Annotated in this window: 20 protein-coding genes; 14 read left to right on the top strand and 6 right to left on the bottom strand. The window is 72.0% G+C overall.

The window, feature by feature from the left end:
• Window positions 1–7 precede the first annotated feature (7 nt).
• On the bottom strand, window positions 8–1,024 hold the full coding sequence (locus tag AC0NH5_RS14730) for a hypothetical protein (protein ID WP_474403829.1): 1,017 nt from the start codon (window positions 1,022–1,024) through the stop codon (window positions 8–10).
• A 130-nt stretch (window positions 1,025–1,154) separates the two neighbouring features.
• On the opposite strand from AC0NH5_RS14730, the gene AC0NH5_RS14725 reads away from it, so the two are divergent.
• Window positions 1,155–2,771: an alkaline phosphatase D family protein gene (locus AC0NH5_RS14725; protein ID WP_474403827.1), complete on the top strand. Its 1,617-nt coding sequence runs from the start codon at window positions 1,155–1,157 to the stop codon at window positions 2,769–2,771.
• 38 nt (window positions 2,772–2,809) lie between these two features.
• On the opposite strand, the gene AC0NH5_RS14720 is transcribed toward AC0NH5_RS14725, so the two are convergent.
• From AC0NH5_RS14720 to AC0NH5_RS14710, 3 genes are all read right to left on the bottom strand, one after another.
• Window positions 2,810–3,334 (bottom strand): hypothetical protein, encoded by a 525-nt coding sequence (locus AC0NH5_RS14720; RefSeq protein ID WP_474403825.1) that lies wholly within the window; start codon window positions 3,332–3,334, stop codon window positions 2,810–2,812.
• Window positions 3,335–3,505: 171 nt separating this feature from the next.
• The gene (locus AC0NH5_RS14715; RefSeq protein ID WP_474403823.1) at window positions 3,506–4,297 is read right to left on the bottom strand and encodes an MBL fold metallo-hydrolase; all 792 of its coding nucleotides are present in this window, start codon (window positions 4,295–4,297) and stop codon (window positions 3,506–3,508) included.
• A gap of 46 nt (window positions 4,298–4,343) precedes the next feature.
• Window positions 4,344–4,952, bottom strand: coding sequence for a DNA-3-methyladenine glycosylase (locus AC0NH5_RS14710; protein WP_474404427.1), 609 nt, complete (start codon window positions 4,950–4,952; stop codon window positions 4,344–4,346).
• Between the two features lie 363 nt (window positions 4,953–5,315).
• Between AC0NH5_RS14710 and AC0NH5_RS14705 the strand changes: the two genes are divergently transcribed.
• From AC0NH5_RS14705 to ptsP, 12 genes are all read left to right on the top strand, one after another.
• On the top strand, window positions 5,316–6,002 hold the full coding sequence (locus AC0NH5_RS14705; protein WP_474403821.1) for a hypothetical protein: 687 nt from the start codon (window positions 5,316–5,318) through the stop codon (window positions 6,000–6,002).
• Window positions 6,003–6,422: 420 nt separating this feature from the next.
• Window positions 6,423–6,998: a type II toxin-antitoxin system PemK/MazF family toxin gene (locus AC0NH5_RS14700; protein ID WP_474403819.1), complete on the top strand. Its 576-nt coding sequence runs from the start codon at window positions 6,423–6,425 to the stop codon at window positions 6,996–6,998.
• Between the two features lie 147 nt (window positions 6,999–7,145).
• The gene (locus AC0NH5_RS14695) at window positions 7,146–7,718 is read left to right on the top strand and encodes a hypothetical protein (RefSeq protein ID WP_474403817.1); all 573 of its coding nucleotides are present in this window, start codon (window positions 7,146–7,148) and stop codon (window positions 7,716–7,718) included.
• Between the two features lie 8 nt (window positions 7,719–7,726).
• Window positions 7,727–8,374: an adenylate kinase family protein gene (locus AC0NH5_RS14690; protein ID WP_474403815.1), complete on the top strand. Its 648-nt coding sequence runs from the start codon at window positions 7,727–7,729 to the stop codon at window positions 8,372–8,374.
• Between the two features lie 545 nt (window positions 8,375–8,919).
• Window positions 8,920–9,681 (top strand): DeoR/GlpR family DNA-binding transcription regulator, encoded by a 762-nt coding sequence (locus tag AC0NH5_RS14685; RefSeq protein WP_474403813.1) that lies wholly within the window; start codon window positions 8,920–8,922, stop codon window positions 9,679–9,681.
• Between the two features lie 128 nt (window positions 9,682–9,809).
• A complete protein-coding gene (gene pfkB / locus AC0NH5_RS14680) occupies window positions 9,810–10,751 on the top strand; it encodes a 1-phosphofructokinase (RefSeq protein WP_474404425.1) in 942 nt (313 codons plus the stop codon).
• Window positions 10,752–10,981: 230 nt separating this feature from the next.
• Window positions 10,982–12,160 carry a mannitol-specific PTS transporter subunit IIC gene (mtlA, locus tag AC0NH5_RS14675; protein WP_474403811.1) on the top strand — a complete coding sequence of 393 codons (1,179 nt, stop codon included), beginning with the start codon at window positions 10,982–10,984 and terminating at the stop codon, window positions 12,158–12,160.
• A gap of 32 nt (window positions 12,161–12,192) precedes the next feature.
• Window positions 12,193–12,501 (top strand): PTS lactose transporter subunit IIB, encoded by a 309-nt coding sequence (locus AC0NH5_RS14670; RefSeq protein WP_474403809.1) that lies wholly within the window; start codon window positions 12,193–12,195, stop codon window positions 12,499–12,501.
• On the top strand, window positions 12,494–12,940 hold the full coding sequence (locus AC0NH5_RS14665) for a PTS mannitol transporter subunit IIA (RefSeq protein ID WP_474403807.1): 447 nt from the start codon (window positions 12,494–12,496) through the stop codon (window positions 12,938–12,940). The genes AC0NH5_RS14670 and AC0NH5_RS14665 overlap by 8 nt, the downstream gene beginning before the upstream one ends.
• On the top strand, window positions 12,937–13,977 hold the full coding sequence (locus tag AC0NH5_RS14660; protein WP_474403804.1) for a zinc-dependent dehydrogenase: 1,041 nt from the start codon (window positions 12,937–12,939) through the stop codon (window positions 13,975–13,977). Before AC0NH5_RS14665 ends, AC0NH5_RS14660 begins: the two co-directional genes overlap by 4 nt.
• Before the next feature lie 9 nt (window positions 13,978–13,986).
• Window positions 13,987–14,259 (top strand): HPr family phosphocarrier protein, encoded by a 273-nt coding sequence (locus AC0NH5_RS14655; RefSeq protein WP_474403802.1) that lies wholly within the window; start codon window positions 13,987–13,989, stop codon window positions 14,257–14,259.
• The gene (gene ptsP, locus AC0NH5_RS14650) at window positions 14,252–15,895 is read left to right on the top strand and encodes a phosphoenolpyruvate--protein phosphotransferase (RefSeq protein ID WP_474403800.1); all 1,644 of its coding nucleotides are present in this window, start codon (window positions 14,252–14,254) and stop codon (window positions 15,893–15,895) included. Before AC0NH5_RS14655 ends, ptsP begins: the two co-directional genes overlap by 8 nt.
• Window positions 15,896–15,941: 46 nt before the next feature.
• Here ptsP and AC0NH5_RS14645 read toward each other — a convergent pair whose 3' ends face one another.
• Together AC0NH5_RS14645 and AC0NH5_RS14640 are read right to left on the bottom strand one after the other, a co-directional pair.
• A complete protein-coding gene (locus AC0NH5_RS14645; RefSeq protein ID WP_474403798.1) occupies window positions 15,942–16,361 on the bottom strand; it encodes a hypothetical protein in 420 nt (139 codons plus the stop codon).
• Window positions 16,362–16,416: 55 nt separating this feature from the next.
• Entirely contained in the window at window positions 16,417–17,190 is a 774-nt protein-coding gene (locus tag AC0NH5_RS14640; protein ID WP_474403795.1) for a polyphosphate kinase 2 family protein, read from the bottom strand.
• 60 nt (window positions 17,191–17,250) lie between these two features.
• On the opposite strand from AC0NH5_RS14640, the gene tyrS reads away from it, so the two are divergent.
• Window positions 17,251–18,507: a tyrosine--tRNA ligase gene (tyrS, locus tag AC0NH5_RS14635; protein WP_474403793.1), complete on the top strand. Its 1,257-nt coding sequence runs from the start codon at window positions 17,251–17,253 to the stop codon at window positions 18,505–18,507.
• Window positions 18,508–18,889: the final 382 nt, after the last annotated feature.

Below are 18,889 nucleotides of genomic sequence, written 5' to 3'. Positions count from 1 at the left end.
GGCCCGCTCAGCCGTCGAACCGCTCCCAGTCCAGCCCCAACTTGCGGAAGCGGCGCAACAGCGAGCGGTGCCGGGCACCCACGTAGACCTCGAACCAGTCCGCGTCGTCGTCACCGACCAGCACCACCATGCCCGGCCCGGCGTAGAGCCGGGAGCGCGCGCACGGCCAGCGCGCCGGGCGCAGCGGCACCCGCCGCAGCGGCGCCACCATGCGCTTCGCCTGGGTCCGGTCGACGAACGCCATGCCGCCGGGCGAGGAGTCCATCGCCGCGTGGGTCAGGGCCGCGATCAGCAGGTACGGGTGGAGCCGCTCCCGTTCCCGCAGCGGCTGGTCGCTGAGCCCGTGGTACCAGACCGGCGGGTTCGGCGTGTCCTCCGTGGTCAGCGTGAACACGCCGTCGCGCTCCTGGCCGAAGGTGATCGTGCCGGCCGTGTCGACCGGGTCCCGGAACAGCCGCAGCGCGCCGTCGTAGATCTCCTGGCGGCCGGCCGCGATGCGGTGGAAGTCCCGCAGCGGGCCCTCCCGGGCGGCGACCTCGTGCGGCGCGATGCCGGCGTACCAGCCGCCGACGAACCGCTCCAGCGCACCGACCGGGTCGTCGGGGAGCAGGTCGAGCCAGTCCACGTCCGGTTGCTCCGGCGGCGGCGTGGTCGGGCGGACCCGGTCCAGCAGGTCGTAGGGGAGCGGCGCCTCCAGGAACAGTTGCAGGTCCTGCAGCGCCCCGCGGCGCCGCCCGACGCGTGTCACCCGGGCCGCGCCGAGCGCGAGACAGCCTTCCGGAAGGCGGGCCAGGGCCAGCACGTGGGGTTGCGGCTCGGCGGTGAGGCGGGCGGCGATGCGGGCCGGGAAAGGACCGGACACCACAAGGTCTTCGGAGGTACGGACTCCGCGCTCCGCGATGACGACGACCGTGTCGTGCCCCGCCGCCAGCAGCGTGTCCTGATTTTTCAGGATCTCCGCGTCCGGACCGGCCAGTGTCACCGCCTCGGACTCGGCGACCACGGACCACAGACGCACCCCCATCCGATCAAGATAATGAACCGGCCGCCGTCCGTGAACGCCCGGATGCGCCCGTGACAATCTTCGTGAAGAGCGGTCGAACATCCGTCTGGCCGAGGGCCGGTCGTGCCACCGAGCTGATACATGGATAGGCATGACTGTCTTCGTCGACCGGCGTTCCGTACTCCGTCTGGCCGGGGCGGGCGCCGTCGCCTCCGCCGCGCTTCCCGGCACGGCCGCCTCCGCTGCGGCCGAGGGTGTCTTCCAGCACGGTGTCGCCTCCGGCGACCCGCTGCCCGGCGGCATCCTGCTCTGGACCCGGGTCACCCCGGTGCCCGAGGCGACGCCCGCGTCCGGGCTCGGCCCGAGCGTGAGCGTCGACTGGCAGATCGCCACCGACTCCGGGTTCGGCTCGGTGGTCGCCTCGGGCGCCTTCGTCACCGGGCCGGAACGTGACCACACCGTGAAGGTGGACGTCTCCGGGCTGGCCCCGGCGACGACCTACTGGTACCGCTTCGGCTACGCCGGCAACCTCTCGCCCACCGGCCGTACGATGACCGCCCCGGCCGCCGACGACGCGGTCAGCCGGCTCCGCGCCGGGGTGGTGAGCTGCTCGAACTGGGAGGCCGGCCACTTCGCGGCCTACCGTCACCTGGCCGCCCGTGGTGACCTCAACCTGGTGGTGCACCTCGGCGACTACCTGTACGAGTACGCCACCGGCGATTTCGGCGCGGGCAGGACCGTGGTGCGCCGCACCGAACCCGCGCACGAGACGGTGACCCTCGCCGACTACCGGATCCGCCACGCCCAGTACAAGACCGATCCCGATCTGCGCGCCCTGCACGCGTCGGTGCCGTGGGTGATCACCTGGGACGACCACGAGGTCGCCAACGACATGTGGAGCGGGGGAGCGGAGAACCACACCCCGGGTGCCGAGGGCGATTTCCAGGACCGGGTGGCCGCGTCGCGCCGGGCGTACGCGGAGTGGATGCCGGTGCGCCTCGCCGAGGACGGCAGCATCTTCCGCCGGCTGCGCTACGGTGACCTCTTCGAGCTGTCCATGCTGGACCTGCGGACCTACAGGTCGGAGCAGGCGGGCGGCACCGCGGCCGACGACCCGGGCCGGACCGTCGCCGGCGGCGACCAGATGTCCTGGCTCACCCAGGGCCTGACCACGTCGACCGCGATCTGGAAGCTGGTCGGCAACCCGGTGATGATCTCCCGCCTGGACGTCGGCACGCTGCCCGCCTGGCTGGTGCCGCCGCTCGCCGAGCTGGTCGGCGTCCCGCAGAACGGGCTGGTGCTCAACGTCGACCAGTGGGACGGCTACAACGCCGACCGGGAGCGCCTGGTGGACGCGCTGCGGGCGCGCGGCACCGAGGACGTCGTGTTCCTGACCGGCGACATCCACACGTCCTGGGCCAACGAGCTGACCACCAGGGACACCGGCCCCTTCCGGCCGGCCGCCGCGGAGTTCGTGGTCCCGTCGGTGACCAGCGACAACATCGACGACTTCCTGAACACGCCGCCGGGCGGGCCGCTCAGTGTGCTGGCCGCCTCCCTGATCCGGGCGACCAACCCGCATGTGCGATGGGTGGAGACCGACGGCCACGGGTTCGGCGTGCTGGAGGTGACCCGGTCCCGCTGCCGGATGGACTGGTACCACCTGGCCGACCGCACCCGGCGGGACACTGCCGCCCGGTGGGTGCAGGGCTGGTCGGTCGGCCGCGGCTCGTCCCGGATCCGGCGGGAGTCGTCCCCGATCGGCTGACCAAACGCTTCCGGTGGCCGCCGCGACCGGCACCCCGCTCAGTGCTGGTGCTCGTGCTCGCGGTCGGTCGCCCGGGCGGCGCAGAGAAACGAACCGCCCACGGCGAACGCGCCCAGCACGCCGAGCGAGATCTGCTGCTCGTGGTCCATCTGCCGGTCGTAGGTGGCGCGGCTGACCTCGACCACCCGGTCGTTGTCCTGGAGCACGTAGCGGCCGTCACGGGTCTGCGGTTTGCCGTCGAGCGCCACGAAGGCCAGCACGATCGACAGCCAGAACCCGAAGAAGATCCCGCCGGCGGCCAGGGCCGCCCAGTGCGGCACGTGCGGCGGCACCCAGGAGGCCAGGCTCCAGAGGCGGCGCGGGGCCCGGGTCCGGTAACCGCGCCGGTTCGCCAGGATCCCGGCCGCGAAGCCGGGCACGGTGAGCAGCGCGGCGACACCGACCGCGACCGTCGGGTGGACCGGTCGTATCCCGGCGGCGAGCGCCACGATCAGGGCGCCGCACCACAGCACGGCGGTCCCGCAGAACAGGCTGAGCCCCAACAGTCCACGGTGCGAGATCATCACGCCGGACGTTACGGGAAGTGGGCGTCGACATCAGGCGAAACGCGCTCGCCGCCCAGGTCGCCGAGCGGATCGGTCACGACCCGTTCCGTGACGACCCGCTCGGCGAAGGCGAAGCCTGCTCTCGCCGTACGTGCTGGACGAGGCGGCGGACCCGCCGGCTCGGCGTCCTCACGGCAGCAGGGTGACGGTCTCGCCGCGGTCGATGGTGCGGACGCCGGTCAGCGACCGGCTGCCGCACTCCTCGACGTACTCGCTGAGCGGCGACTTCATCACCCGGTAGTCGTCGAAGTGGATGGGCAGGGTCAGCCGGGGCCCGATCAGCCGGGTCAACTCGGCGCCCTGCCTGCCGTCCATGGTCAGCGTCAGCCCCAGCAGCTTGGTGCCGCCCAGGTGGATCAGCATCACGTCCGGCTCGCCGCAGCGCTCCCGGATCTCACCGAGACGCGGCCGGTACAGCGTGTCCCCCGTGATGTAGAGCCGGAGCATCCGCTGGCCGTCCACCGACCAGTCGATCAGCGAGCCCATCACGTCGGGCAGCAGGCGGCCGACGATGCCCGGGCCGTGCGTGCCGGGCAGGGAGGTGATCCGCAACGACTGCCCGTCGCGGCTCCACTCCTCGGCGTCCCAGGTCGGCAGCCCCTTCACCGCGGAATAGTTGCGCTTACGCAAGCGCCGCTGCGCCTCGACGGTGGTGACGATCGGCAGGTCCGCCGGGACGGCCCGGCGGGCGGCCCGGTCGAAGTGGTCGCCGTGCAGATGCGACAGCACGATGCCGTCCAGGGGCGGCAGGTCCGCGTACCCCATGGCGGGGTCCCGCAACCGGCGCGTCCACGCGCCGTAACCGAGGTACGTCCGGCTGCCCGCCGGGCTGAAGGCCGGATCGGTGAGCAGGGTGAACGTACCCAGCCGCAGCACGGTCGTGGCGTTACCGACGAAGGTCACGCTCGCGTTCGGTGTCATGGGGCGCGCCTACCCGCCGCCGGGCCGGCGAAACCCTGCCGCGCGCCTACCCGCCGCCGCGCCGGGCCCGCGGGGAGTGCCGCCGATAGACGCTGACCGTCGGATCGCCGGCGATCCAGAACCGCCACGGCACGTCGTGCGCCGACGTCACCCCCACCCGCGGCCCCGCCTCGATCGTCCCCACCGGCCCGTCCGGCGGCGCCAGCGTCGCCGGCCCGGTGCCGTCGATCACCGACGTGTCGTTGGCGCCCTTGTCCAGCGCGAGCACCTGCATCAACTTCGCCGGCCCGGCCGCCAGGTCGCTGTCCCGGCGAGCCGCCGGCCGCCGCTGCCGGGCGACCTCCAACCCGTCCACGACCTCGCCGGCCCGCAACAGCACCGCGGCCGCCCGGCCGTCCTCACCGCAGACCACGTTCGCGCAGAAGTGCATCCCGTAGATCTGATAGACGTACAACCGCCCGGCCGGACCGAACATCACCGCGTTGCGGTTGGTGGGCCCGCGGTGCGCGTGGCTCGCCGGGTCGGCGCCGAGCCCGCTGTAGGCCTCCACCTCACTGAGCCGCACGGTCACCCCGTTGGCGCTGAGCCGCCACCCGAGCAGCAGCCGGGCCGCCTCGTCCACCTTCGCCGCGGGCAGCTCCAGCCAGCTCACGATCGATCACCCTCCTCGGCCGACGCACGCCTGCGAGCCAGGCGTCTCCCCCTCCCCGTCCCTCATACCCCACACCGCCCGCCCCGACGTCCTTTCACCCCCCCCGGTGTCGCGGCTGCCACCTACCGCCATCACGGCCGCCAACCGCCCGCGCCCGCCGCCAACCGCCCGCGCCCGCCGCCGCCCGCCCCGCCCGCCCCGCCCGCGGCCGTCCGCCCGGCCGCGCCGAGAGACAAGCAGGCGACCTGGGCCGCCGCCCTGCCGCCGGCCTTCGTGACCGGGGCGCTTCGGTGCGTACCCGCCCTGACACGGGCAGTGCGCGCAACGGCTCCCGTCGATATAGTCCCTGCCACGAGGAGGGTGCCGATGGAGTCGAAGCGCACGCTGGTCTGGTCGGCGGTGCTCGCGTCGTTGCTGGTCGGCTTCCTCGGCGCGGCGGCCTTCCTGTTCGTCCGGCTGACCACCATCGATCCCACCCGGGACACGCGGCCCCCGCTCGGGCCGCCGCCCTCGTTCCCGGTGGTCGAGGGCGCGGCGGCGGACGGGCCCCGGGCGGCGGCGGACCCGGTGCGCACCGAGGACGACCTGGAGCTGGTCTGCGACAGCTGGTATTTTCCGGCCGCCCCGAAGTTCCGCGGTGAGGGTCCGCATCCGATAGTGATCAGCGCTCGGAACCGGCTGGACCGGACCGCCAGGGCCACCCGGACGCTCACCCTGACAGCGTTCGCGGGCACCGCCGCCCAACGGCGGGCGTGGGCGCCGAAACCGGCTGAGGTCCAGCTCGTGGCCTGCCTCGACCTGGTCTCCGTCGGGCCGAAGCTGCGGGACTGCACAGTGGACGACCCGGCGGCCGAGACGTTGCCGCTGCGGGAGGGGCGATATCGGCTGGCGGTCTACGAGGTGGCCACCCGCAAGAGGGTCGCCGAGACCAAGTTGACCGGTAAGGATCGCCGTTGCCCGTGGGTGGCGGTGACCGGCGATGATCGTGAGCTCTACACCGTCGTGGACGACGACCAGCTCTACCGAGCCCTGCGCAAAAGGGTCGAGCGCTAGCGGCCCGGGAGCCGCTCCTTATGACTCGGTGTGCCGATCCTTAAGGCTTGCTTTGCCGAACCCACCCCCGCCGGCTCGTCGCGCATAGTGATCGTGCGCCGTTCCCCGGCCGAGTTCACCGAGGATTCCCCCGTGCCCGTCTCCGCTGCACCCCGGCGGCAGGTCCCGCAAGCGGTGGTGGGCACAGCCTCCTGGTGACCGGCCCGGCGCAGGGCTGCACCGGGCCTGGCGTCCCCCGGCTCGGTGAACGCCCCGCTCGCCGCCGCATCGTCCCCCGGCGGCGATTCCCGCCCGAGGTGGTGTCGCCGTCACCCACGGCCACCACCTCGGCGAGGGCCACGGAGCCGGCCGAGCCGGTGCCGGCATCATCCGGACGGCTCAGGACTTCGCCGGCTGAGATCTTCGTCGTAGGGTGCACCGGTGCTCGAAATCGTGAAGGCGTTCCTCCGGCGTCTGGCGGGTGCCCCGGCCCGGCAGCCGGCGCCGCCCCCCAAGACCTCCGCGCCCCGGCAGAAGGCACCGGAACGGCCTGCCCCGGCCCGCCCCGGGCCACCCGCCGCGCGTCCCGCCCCGTCGCGCCCGGCCGCCCCGGCCAAACGTGCTCCCCGGCAGATCCCGAAACCCCGTGGCGGCCGGCATCTGGCGTACGCGCCGAGTCTCGACGGTGACGCCGATCCCGGTGAGATCGTCTGGACCTGGGTGCCGTACGAGGATGATCCGGCCCAGGGCAAGGACCGCCCGGTGCTGGTCGTCGGGCGTGACGGGCGCACGCTGCTCGGCCTGATGCTGTCCAGCCAGAGCGAGCGGAACGGTCAGCGGCACTGGCTGGCGCTCGGCCCGGGGGAGTGGGACCGGGACTCGAGGCCCAGCTGGGTCCGCCTCGACCGGGTCCTGGAGGTTGACGAGGACGGCATCCGGCGGGAGGGCGCGATCCTCGACCGGACCCGGTTCGACCGGGTGGCCGCGCTCCTGCGCCGTGACTACGGATGGCCGTGAGGCCACACCGAGAGCCGCAACCGCCACGCCGAGAGCCGCAACCGCCACGCCGACGGCCGTGCCCGACCACGCCCGACGGACGTAACCCTCCACCCCGGGTGGACGTAACCGGACAGGAACGGGCGTATTCCGGATAGCGTTGCGGACATGGATATGGACGTGATGGCCGGCTTCGGCGGCAAGCAGGCCTGGCTCGCCGTCGCCGGCTCCGAGCCGGAGAGCGTCCTCGAGGCGCTGGGCCTGCGCGATCTCGGCCCGGTGTCCTGGCGCGACGGCCTGGATCTGGCGCACCTGACCGACGACCGGGTCGCGATCACCCCGCCGCTGCCCGGCGCCCGTGACACCCGATGGGTGCTGGCGGTCGGACGGCAGTTGATGCAGAGCCCCCCGGATCTGGTCGCGCTCTCCGCGACGCTGGACACCGAGGTGCAGTACTTCGCCACGCACCGGGTCACCGAGCTGCATCGATGGCAGCGCGCGGCGCGAGGTGACCTGATCCGCGCTTTCGGGTATGTCGGTCAGACCGGCGAGGTGACATCGTGGTTCGGCGACCCGGACCCGGCCGAACGCGATGCCGGCCTGCCCGGTGAGCTCGACGACGAGGCGACCGTGCTGGTCGCCGAGCGGGACGTGTTCCGGGTGGCCGGCGCCTGGAGCGTCGACCCGACCACGTTGACCGGACTACCCCCCGGCCCACTGCGGATGGGCGCGACCCGGTAGGAGGCCCGATGCGCAAATACGTGATCATGGGTGTGCAGGGCAGTGGCAAGGGCACCCAGAGCCAGATGCTGCGGGACGACCTGGGCCTGACGCACATCAGCGTCGGCGACATCTTCCGCTGGCACGTCCGCAACCACACCAAGCTCGGTGCGCAGGTCCGCCGGATCATGGCGGCCGGCGACCTGGTCGGCGACGACCTGGTGGAGTCGGTGGTCCGCCGCCGGCTGGACGAGCACGACTGGAACTTCGGCTTCATCATCGACGGGTTCCCGCGCAACGGGCGGCAGGCCGAGTTCTTCATGGAGAGCTACGACATCGACGCCGTCATCCACCTGGAGCTGCCCGACGACGAGGTGCGCCGCCGGGTGCTGAGCCGCCGGCTCTGCCCGAACTGCGGGATGGACTACAACCTGATCGCCGACCGCCCCGAGCAGGAGGGCCGCTGCGACATCTGCGGCCACGAGCTGGTCACCCGCGCCGACGACACGCCCGAGGCGCTCGAGGCCCGGCTCCGCGACTACCACGAGAAGACCCGCCCGGTGCTGGAGCTGTTCCGGCGCAAAGAGGTGGTGCACGACGTGGACGGTCGCCCACCGCTGGACGAGGTCCAGGCCGCGATCCGCAAAACCCTGGGCCTGCCACCCCATAAAGGATAAAACCCCGCTTTAGTACGCCCACGCGTACCACCTCGCGCTGCTCCCGCCGCACCGCGGCCCGGGGCCACACGCGACCCCCTGCCACCCCGGGCCGCAGCGCGACCGCCGGGCCGGCTGCCCACTCCAGCGTGGTGATTCAGGGCGCGCTGCACACCCGAAGTCCCCACACCCGTCCCGCTCAGCGTGCCGACCCGCTCAGCGTGGCCCGGCTCAGCGTGGGCCGGCTCAGCGTGCCGACCCGCGCAGCATGGGTCCGCGCAGCGTGGTGATCTCGGGCGCTCCCGTCTCCGTGCGGCTGGCCGGGCGTGGGCGACGATGTGGCAAACCAACACAACCGGGCATGGGCGTCCGAATTTCCCACATTTGAGATCATCTATGCTCTCACGCACTGTGGGCGCGATATGGCCGAGCGTGCGGCATTGCGGCCTCTGACTGGTCGAAGAAACCTCGGGTAAGGAGATCGAAATCTCTTTGACATATTGCGTTCGGGCAGAAGCGGGCGTAAACAAAGACAAAGCCAAAACGAAGTCGGGCGGTGAGCACGGATGTACGCGGAGGAACGCCAGCAAGAGATAGTGCGGCGGGCCCGCGCCGAGGGGCGGGTGGACGTCGTCGCGCTGGCCGAGACCTTCGGGGTGACCGCCGAGACGATCCGCCGGGACCTGACCGTGCTGGAGCGGGCCGGCGTGCTGCGACGGGTGCACGGCGGCGCGATCCCGGTGGAGCGGCTCGGGTTCGAGCCGGCCCTCGCCACCCGGGACGCCGTGCTGATCAGCGAGAAGGAGCGGATCGCGAAGGCCGCGCTGGCCGAGGTGCCGGAGGACGGGGCGATCATCCTGGATGCCGGGACCACCACCGCCCGGCTCGCTCAGCTGCTGCCCGCCGACCGCGAGCTCACCGTGGTGGTGAATTCGCCGGTGCTGGCCGCCACGCTCGGCCTCAAGCCCAACCTCACCGTTCTGCTGCTCGGCGGCCGGGTCCGCGGCAAGACCCTGGCCACCGTCGACGACTGGGCGCTGCGGCCGCTCGCGGAGATGTATGTGGACGTCGCCTTCATGGGAACGAACGGTTGCAGCGTCGAGCGCGGGATGACCACCCCCGATCCGGCCGAGGCGGCGGTCAAACGGGCGATGATCGCCGCGGCCCGCCGGGTGGTCCTGCTCGCCGACCACACCAAGATCGGCAACGACTACCTGGCGAGGTTCGGCGGTCTGGCCGAGCTGGACCTGCTGATCACCGACAACGGCCTCGACGGCGAGCTCGCCGGCGAGGTCGAGGCCACCGGCGTCCGGCTGGTGCGCGCATGACCCCCACCGAGGCCGGCCGGCCCGAAGGCCCGACCCCGACCGAGGCCGGCCGGCCCGAAGGCCCGACCCCGACCGAGGCCGGCCGGATGTCGGCCCCGGCCCCCACCGATGCCGCCCGGATCCCGAGCATGATTCTCACTGTCACTCTCAACCCCAGCGTCGACCGGGCCCTCGAGGTGGACGCGCTGGTCCGTGGGGAGGTGCTGCGGGCCGGCGACTCGCACATCGACCCGGGCGGCAAGGGCGTCAACGTCACCCGGGCCCTGCTGGCCAACGGCGTCCGGTCCACCGCGGTGGTGCCGACCGGCGGCGCCGAGGGTGAGCAGCTCGTCGACCTGCTCAAGGCCGAGGGGGTCGACATGCTGGCCGTCCCGATCGCCGGCCGGACCCGTTCCAACATCACTCTTGCCGAGCCGGACGGCACGGTCACGAAGATCAACGAGGTCGGCCCGCAGCTCTCCGAGGCCGAGTTCGCCGAGGTCAGCGACGCGGTGCTGGCTGCGGCGGGCCCCGCCAGCTGGGTCGTCATCTGCGGCAGCCTGCCACCCGGCCCCTCGGTGGCAGCCTTCACCGGCCTCTGCCGGCGGCTGGTCGCGGCCGGCGCCCGGCTCGCGGTGGACAGCAGCGGACCGGCACTGCTGGCCGGCGTCGCGGCCGGCGCGGCGCTGGTCAAGCCGAACCGGGAGGAGCTGGCCGAGGCGGTCGGCGGCGAGCTCACCACGCTCGGCGACGTGACCGACGCCTGCGAGCGGCTCCGCAAGGCCGGCGCGGGCGCCGTGCTGGCCAGCCTGGGGGCGGACGGCGCGGTGCTGGTCGACGACGCGGGAGTGCTGACCGGGACCTCCCCGGTGAGCGTGCCGCGCAGCACCGTGGGCGCGGGCGACGCGCTGCTGGCCGGTTTCCTGGCGGCCGGGGCGCACGGCGAGGCCGCGCTGGTCGAGGGGCTGGCGTGGGGCGCGGCGGCGGTCAGCCTGCCGGGCAGCCGGATGCCGGGCCCTGACGACCTCGACCGTACCCGTATCCGCATCGACCATCATCCCGACCCGGATCAACCACTGAGCCGCGACTGACCGAGGCGGCCGGCCGCCGGTTCTGGCCAGGCGACCAGCCGCCGCGACCGGGCACAGCATGCGTGTGAAGTTCGGGTACGGATCGGACCCCAACTTCACACACGGGGTTCGCGACCGGACGACCCAAAGCCAGGCGCCGAAGCCGGAGGAACCAGCCGGGCGGAGACGCCGGACACCACTGCTCCACCTAATACCCGACATATCCAGCCATTCACCGAATGGAGTCCTCCATGGCCTCTTCATACACCCCCGAGGTCACCGGGGGCGGGTTCCGTGCCCGCGTCCAGCGAATCGGCGGTCACCTCGCCGGCATGGTCATGCCGAACATCGGCGCGATCATCGCCTGGGGTCTGATCACCGCCATGTTCATCCCGGTCGGCTGGGTGCCGAACGAGAACCTCGCCCAGCTCGTCGACCCGATGATCAAGTACCTGCTGCCGGTCCTGATCGGTTACACCGGTGGCCGCATGGTGCACGGGCAGCGCGGCGCCGTCGTCGGTGCCACGGCGACCATGGGTGTCGTCGTCGGCGCGGACGTCCCGATGTTCCTCGGCGCGATGATCATCGGACCGCTCACCGCGTACATCCTGAAGCTGTTCGACAACGCGGTCGACGGCAAGATCAAGCCCGGCTTCGAGATGCTGGTGGACAACTTCTCGGCGGGCATCATCGGCGCCGGCTTCGCCATCCTGGGCAAGCTCGCGATCGGCCCGGTCGTCAACGCGCTGACCAAGGCCGCCGGCAACGGCGTGGACTGGCTGCTGGACCACAGCCTGATGCCGCTGGTCTCGGTGCTGGTCGAACCGGCCAAGGTGCTCTTCCTGAACAACGCCATCAACCACGGCGTGTTCAGCCCGCTCGGCGTGCAGCAGGTGGCGGAGGACGGCAAGTCGATCCTGTTCATGATCGAGTCGAACCCCGGCCCGGGTCTCGGCCTGCTCGCCGCGTTCCTCTTCTTCGGCCCGAAGTCGCTGCGCCCGACCACCCCGGCCGCGATGATCATCCACTTCTTCGGCGGCATCCACGAGATCTACTTCCCGTACGTGCTGATGAAGCCCCGCCTGATCCTCGCGATGATCGCCGGTGGCATGGCCGGCGTCGCCACCTTCATGGTCACCGGCACCGGCACCGTGGCGTCCCCGGCGCCGGGCAGCATCTTCGCCTTCGCCGCGGTCACCGCCAAGGACGGCTACTTCGGCATGATCCTCGGCGTGGTCATCGCCGCCGCGGTCACCTTCGGTGTCGCGTCGCTGCTGCTCGGGTTCGGCAAGCTCAAGTCCGACCAGGAGGTCGACGAGAGCGTGGCGGACGAGTCGGACACGCCGCCGGCGGCCGAGATCCACGAGCAGCGTGCCGCCGCGGACGACGCCACCGTCACGGCTGACGGCAGCCGCAAGGAAAACGCGTAACCCCATCTCCACGAAGAGGAACGGAGCCCGGCATGGCCACCATCAACGGCAAGGACATCCACAAGCTCGTCGTCGCCTGCGACGCCGGGATGGGCAGCAGCGTGATGCTCGCCAGCACCCTGCGCAAGCAGCTCGGCAAGAGCGGCGTCACCGTGGAGCACACCCCGGTGAACTCGATCCCCGCCGACGCCGACCTGGTGGTCTGCCACAGTGGGCTGGCCGCCCGGGCCCGCTCGGTGGCGCCCGGCAAGCCGATCGTGCCGTTCCAGATCTTCCTGGGCGACCCGGCGGTGACGAAGGTGGTCAAGGCGATCCAGCAGGGCAGCGACCTCAATGTCTGAGCTGCTGGACCGCCGGGCCATCCGGCTGGCCGAGAAGGCCGCCGACCGCGACGAGGCGATCCGTCTCTGCGGCGCGGCGCTGGTGGACATCGGCGCCGCCGAGGCGGGTTACGTCGACACGATGCTGGCCCGCGAACAGTCGATCTCCACCTACGTCGGCGAGGGTGTCGCCATCCCGCACGGCACCCTCGGCGGCAAGGAGCTGGTCAAGCGCGACGCCCTCGCGGTGCTGCGCTTCCCGGACGGCGTCGACTGGGGCGGCGAGCAGGTGGCGGTCTGCGTCGCCATCGCCGCCGCCGGTGACGGGCACGTCGAGCTGCTCGCCGCTCTCGCCGAGATCCTGCTCGACGAGGACCAGGCCCGCGAGCTTCGCGAGGCCACCGAGACAGAAACCGTGATTCGCCTGCTAGGGGCGATCCAGGAGGACAGCAACTCATGAAGGTCGTACGTTTCCACGCTCCCGGCGACGTCCGTTTCGAGGACATGCCGGAGCCGGCCGCCGGCCCGGGCGAGGTGAAGATCCGCGTCCGGAACTGTTCCACCTGCGGCACCGACGTCAAGATCTCCAAGTTCGGGCACCACCACATCCACCCGCCGCGGGTGATGGGCCACGAGATCGCCGGCGAGATCGTCGAGGTGGGCGAGGGCGTCGAGGGCTGGGCCGACGGGGACCGGGTGCAGGTCATCGCGGCCATCCCGTGCGGTGTGTGCGGCGAGTGCACGCGTGGCCGGATGACCATCTGCCCGAACCAGGTGTCGATGGGTTACCACTTCGAGGGCGGCTTCGCGCAGTACATGGTCGTACCCAAGGAGGTTCTGAAGGTCGACGGCCTGAACCGGATCCCGGAGGGTGTGTCGTTCGCCGAGGCGTCGGTGGCGGAGCCGCTGGCGTGTGCCTTGAATGCGCAGAACCTGGCCCGGGTCGGCGAGGGCGACGACGTGGTGGTCATCGGCTCGGGGCCGATCGGCTGCCTGCACGTGCGGCTGGCCCGGGCCCGCGGCGCCGCCCGGGTGTTCCTGGTCGAGCTGAGCCGGCAGCGCCTGGACATGGCCGCCGCCCTGGTGAAGCCGGACGCCGCGATCTGCGCCGAGGAGACCGATCCGATCAAGGAGGTGCTCGAGCTGACCGGCGGTCGCGGCGCCGACGTGATCATCACCGCCGCCGCCTCGGGCAAGGCCCAGGAGCAGGCCGTCGAGATGGCCGCGCGGCAGGGCCGGATCAGCTTCTTCGGTGGCCTGCCCAAGGACAAGCCGACCATCACCCTCGACTCCAACCTGGTGCACTACCGGGAGCTGCTGATCGTCGGCGCGAACGGCTCCAGCCCGGCGCACAACGCCGAGGCGCTCAACCTGGTCGCCACCGGCGCGGTGCCGGTCGCCGACCTGATCACCCACCGCCTGCCGCTGGAGGGCGCGATCGACGCCTTCGGCATCGTGGCGCGCGGTGAGGCCATCAAGGTAACGATCGAGCCTTAAGGAGACTCCATGCCCACGCGCACGGTGGCGGTCGGCTCCGCCAGCGGCCTGCACGCCCGGCCGGCCAAGCTCTTCGTCGAGGCCGCCGCCGCGGCGCCGGTCAAGGTGACCATCCGGGTCGGCGACAAGAAGCCGGTGCCGGCGAAGAGCATGCTGTCGGTGCTCGCGCTCGGCGCCAAGCAGGGCACCGAGGTCACTCTCGAGGCCGACGGCGACGGCGCTGACGCGGCCCTGGACAGCCTCGCCGCGCTGCTCGCGAAGGATCTGGACGCGGATGCCTGAGACGAAGGCCGGCATCGGGGTCAGCGCGGGGGTCGCCGCCGGTCCGCTGCTGCGGATCGCCGCGGTGCCCGCGCTGCCCGCGCCCGGTCCGGTCGCCGACGTCGAGGCGGAGGTGGCCCGGGCGTCCGCGGCGCTCGCCGAGGTGGTCGCCGACCTGGAGCGGCGGGCCGACCGGGCCGCCGACCCCACGGTGGCCGAGGTGCTGCGCGCCGAGGCGATGATGGCCGACGACGAGACGCTGCGCGACGGCGTCCGCGAGCTCGTCGAGGACGGCCGCGACGCGCCGCACGCGATCGACGGCGCGTTCGCGACGTTCCGGGAGGCGTTCGCCGCGGCCGGCGGCTATCTCGCCGAACGGGTCGCGGACCTCGACGATCTGCGGGACCGGGCGGTCGCGGTGCTGCTCGGCCTGCCCATGCCGGGTGTGCCGCAGCCCGGTCACCCCTACGTCCTGGCGGCCCGTGACCTGGCGCCGGCGGACACCGCGGACCTCGACCCGGAGCAGGTGGTCGCGCTGGTCACCGAGGTGGGCGGCCCGACCAGCCACACCGCGATCCTGGCCCGCGCGCTGGGTCTGCCGGCGGTGGTCGCCTGCCCGGGCGTGCTGGCGATCGCGGACGGCACTCCGGTGCTGGTGGACGGCGCCACCGGGCGGGTGGAGGTCGGCGTCGACGAGGCCACGGCGACGGCCGCTCTCTCCGTCGCGGCCCGGCAGACTGCCGCGGCGTCGGCTCTGACCGGTCCGGGACAGACTTCGGACGGGTACGACGTCAAGCTGCTCGCCAACGTCGGCTCCGCGAAGAACGTGCCGGCCGCGGACGAGGTGCACGCCGAGGGCGTCGGCCTGTTCCGCACCGAGCTGCTGTTCCTGGACCGCACCCAGGAGCCGTCCCGGGCCGAGCAGGCGGCGGCGTACCGGGAGGTGTTCGCCGCGATGGCCGGGCGCCGCGTGGTGATCCGGACGCTCGACGCCGGCGCCGACAAGCCGCTGCCGTTCCTGAACCAGGAGGGCGAGCCGAACCCGGCTCTGGGCGTCCGCGGCCTGCGGGTGGCCCGGCAGCGCCCCGAGGTGCTCAGCACCCAGCTCGCGGCGATCGCCGAGGCCCGGGCCGACACCGGCGCGGACGTCTGGGTGATGGCGCCGATGGTCTCCACGCTCGCCGAGGCCACCGGGTTCGCCGAGGCCGTCCGCGCGGCCGGGCTGCCGAAGGCCGGCGTGATGATCGAGGTGCCGGCCGCCGCGCTGCGGGCCGCCGACCTGCTGAAGGTGGTCGACTTCCTGAGCATCGGGACGAACGACCTGAGTCAGTACACGTTCGCCGCCGACCGAATGTGCGGTGATCTCGCTGATCTGCTGGATCCCTGGCAGCCGGCTCTGTTGCAGCTCATCGGGGTGTGCGGGGCCGCGGGCCGGGCGGCCGGCAAACCGGTCGGGGTGTGCGGGGAGGCGGCGGCCGACCCGGCGCTCGCGCCGGTGCTGGTCGGGCTGGGCGTCACCAGCCTCTCCATGTCACCGCGGGCGATCCCGGCGGTCCGGGCCTCGCTGGCCGGGTACACCGAGGCGGACTGCCGGCGGCTCGCCGCGGAGGTCGTGGCGGCGCCGGACTCCGCGCACGCCCGCAAGCTGGCCGGCTGAGCCCACGGCCTCCGCCAGCCGATCCGGCGGAGGCCGTGCCGTGCGCTCAGAACGGGAACATCGGCCAGTCGAGCTTGAAGGGGAGATCCACCCGGGTGTTCTCCACCTTGTCGATCACTGTCCACAGCACCTTCGGCGCGGGCGCCCCCTGCAGCGCCGTGACGTCCTTGACCTGTCCGTTCCGGTAGCGCACCTCGACGCGGTAGAGGTACCGGTCGCAGCAGGTGTCGCGCGGCACGTACCGCGGGCGGAGCGCCCGGAACGCCGGGCTGGACGCCAGCCGCAGCACCTCGGCGGCGTGCTTGCCGCCACCGCCGGAGATCTGGAACGACGCCTGCGAGTTGCCGATCCCACCGGTGCGCTGCACCGAGACCGACTGGGCGACCGGCGCGGCCTGGGCCGGGGCCGCCGTCGCGAGCAGGCAGGTGAGGGCGGCGGCGGCGGAGAGTAGCGTGTTCTTCGTCATTTAGCGCACCATAGCGCCGCAATACCCGCTGATCACGCCAATCGCCCATGCCCGTTCAGGTGACAGGCGTGTCCGCCGCGTCCACGTCGAACCCGAGCTTGGTCAGCCGGGTCTCCACCGCGTTGCACACCCGCTCCACCACGGCGAGCCGCGCCCACGGCTTGTCGTCGCCGGGGATGACGTGCCACCGGGCCTTCGGGCGGTCGGTCCGCTCGATCATCTCCTCGATGGCCGCCTCGTAATCGGCGCGCTTCTCCCGGTTGCGCCAGTCCTCGTCGGTCAGCTTCCAGGTGCGCAGGGGATCGTTCGCCCGGCTCTCGAACCGGCGCAGCTGCTCGGCGTCGGAGACGTGCATCCAGAACTTGATCAGCAGCATGCCCTCGGCGGTCAGCGTGCGTTCGAACTCGGCGATCTCGTCGTACGCCCGCTTCCACTGGTCCTTGGTGGCGAAACCCTCGACCCGCTCCACCAGCACCCGCCCGTACCAGGACCGGTCCAGCACGGCCATGCCGCCCCAGCCCGGCAACACGTTCCAGAACCGCTGCAGGAAGTGGTGCCGCTTCTCGTCGTACGTCGGGGCGGCGAACTGCGACACCCGGACGTGCCGCGGGTCCAGCGGGGAGACCAGCCGCTTGATCGCACCGCCCTTGCCGGACGCGTCCCAGCCCTCGAAGACCACGCACAACGGCGGCCCGAGCTTCTTGCGGCCGATCTGCCCGCCGAGAATCAGCCGCAGCCGGAGCAGTCGCTGCTGCGCGGCCTCCAGCCGGGCCTCGGCCTTCTTCTTCGAGATCTCGTGCGGCGGTTCCGCGCTACCCAGGTGACCCATCCGTCCAGCATGTCGAAACCCGCTGTGATCCGCAGCGGGGAGTGCGGGACAATTCCGGGCGTGACTTTCGTAGACGACCTGCAGTGGCGCGGACTGATCCAGGACTCGACCGATCCCGACGAGCTGCGCAAGGCACTCGACGGCGGCTCGATTCCGTTCTATGTGGGCTTCGACCCGACCGCCGCCTCGCTGCACGTCGGTCACCTCATGCAGGTCCTGACCGCCCGCCGGCTCCAGCAGGCCGGGCACCGGCCGCTGCTGCTGGTCGGCGGCGCCACCGGCCAGATCGGCGATCCGCGCGAGTCCAGCGAGCGCAGCCTCAACCCGCCCGAGGTGGTGGAGGGTTACGTCCAGCGGATCCGCGCGCAGCTGGCGCCGTTCGTGAGCTACGACGGGGCGAACGCCGCGACCCTGGTGAACAACCTGGACTGGACCGGACCGACCTCGGTCATCGAGTTCCTGCGCGATGTCGGCAAGCACTTCCCGGTGAACAAGATGCTGGCCCGCGACGTGGTCCGCAACCGCCTGGAGAGCGGCATCAGTTTCACCGAGTTCAGTTACCAGCTGCTGCAGGCCAACGACTTCTACCAGTTGCACGTCCGCAACGGCTGCATGCTCCAGTTCGGCGGCTCGGACCAGTGGGGCAACATCACTGCCGGCGTCGACTTCGTGCGCCGCCGCGGCGCAGGCCCGGTGCACGCCTTCGTCACCCCGCTGGTGCTCAAGGCCGACGGCACCAAGTTCGGCAAGACCGCCGGCGGGGCGGTGTGGCTGGACCCGGCCATGACCACGCCGTACTCCTTCTACCAGTTCTGGGTCAACAGCGACGACCGCGACGTCAATCAGTACCTGCGGTACTTCAGCTTCAAGTCCCGCGAGGAACTGGAGGAGCTGGAGAAGGCGACCGCGGAGCGGCCGCAGGCCCGGCTCGCCCAGCGGGCCCTCGCCGAAGAGATCACCGCGCTGGTGCACGGCCCGGAGGAGGCGAGGCAGGCCATCGCCGCGAGCCAGGCGCTCTTCGGGCGGGGATCGCTGGACGAGCTCTCCGCGGACACCTTGCGCGCCGCGCTGGCCGAGGCCGGTCTGCACGAGGTACGCGGTGAACTGCCCACCGTGGGCGCCCTGCTGAAGGACTCCGGTCTCGTGGCGAGCGCCAACGAGGCCCGTCGCACCATCACCGAGGGCGGCGCCTACCTGAACAACGAGCGCATCACCGACGGCGAGGCCGTGGTGCCCGAGTCGGCGCTGCTGCACGGCCGGTTCCTCGTTCTGCGGCGTGGGAAGCGGACCTTCGCCGGCGTCGAGATCATGCCCTGACCTGCACTTTCACTCTGATCGGCCCGCTGTGACCCACGTCGCGGCGGGCCGATTTGGCGTCCGGGACACGAGCCTGTAATGTTTTCCGAGCCGCCAGGGAGACGGGCGAGCGAGCGGGACCCGTGAGGGGCTCGGGTCGGCCGTCCTGACGGAAATCCTAATGTTGATCGCGCGGTCGTCGATCGTGCGGTTTCGTGGGGTGCCCATTCGATTGTGGATCGGCAATTTCGGTTGTGAGGCCGGATTTGACGAATCGGATTCGGCGGGTAAAGTAGAGCGAGTGCCCCGGAGGGCGGGCCGCGGTTGCGGGTCGTGTGATGGTGTGTGGTTGTTCTTTGAGAACTCAACAGGGTGCTTGATAAGCCAGTGCCATTTATGGCAA

It is taken from the genome of Actinoplanes sp. 13 (assembly GCF_056134165.1).
The sequence above is the reverse complement of the archived record's forward strand: the minus strand, read 5'-3'. Positions and strand labels throughout refer to the sequence as shown.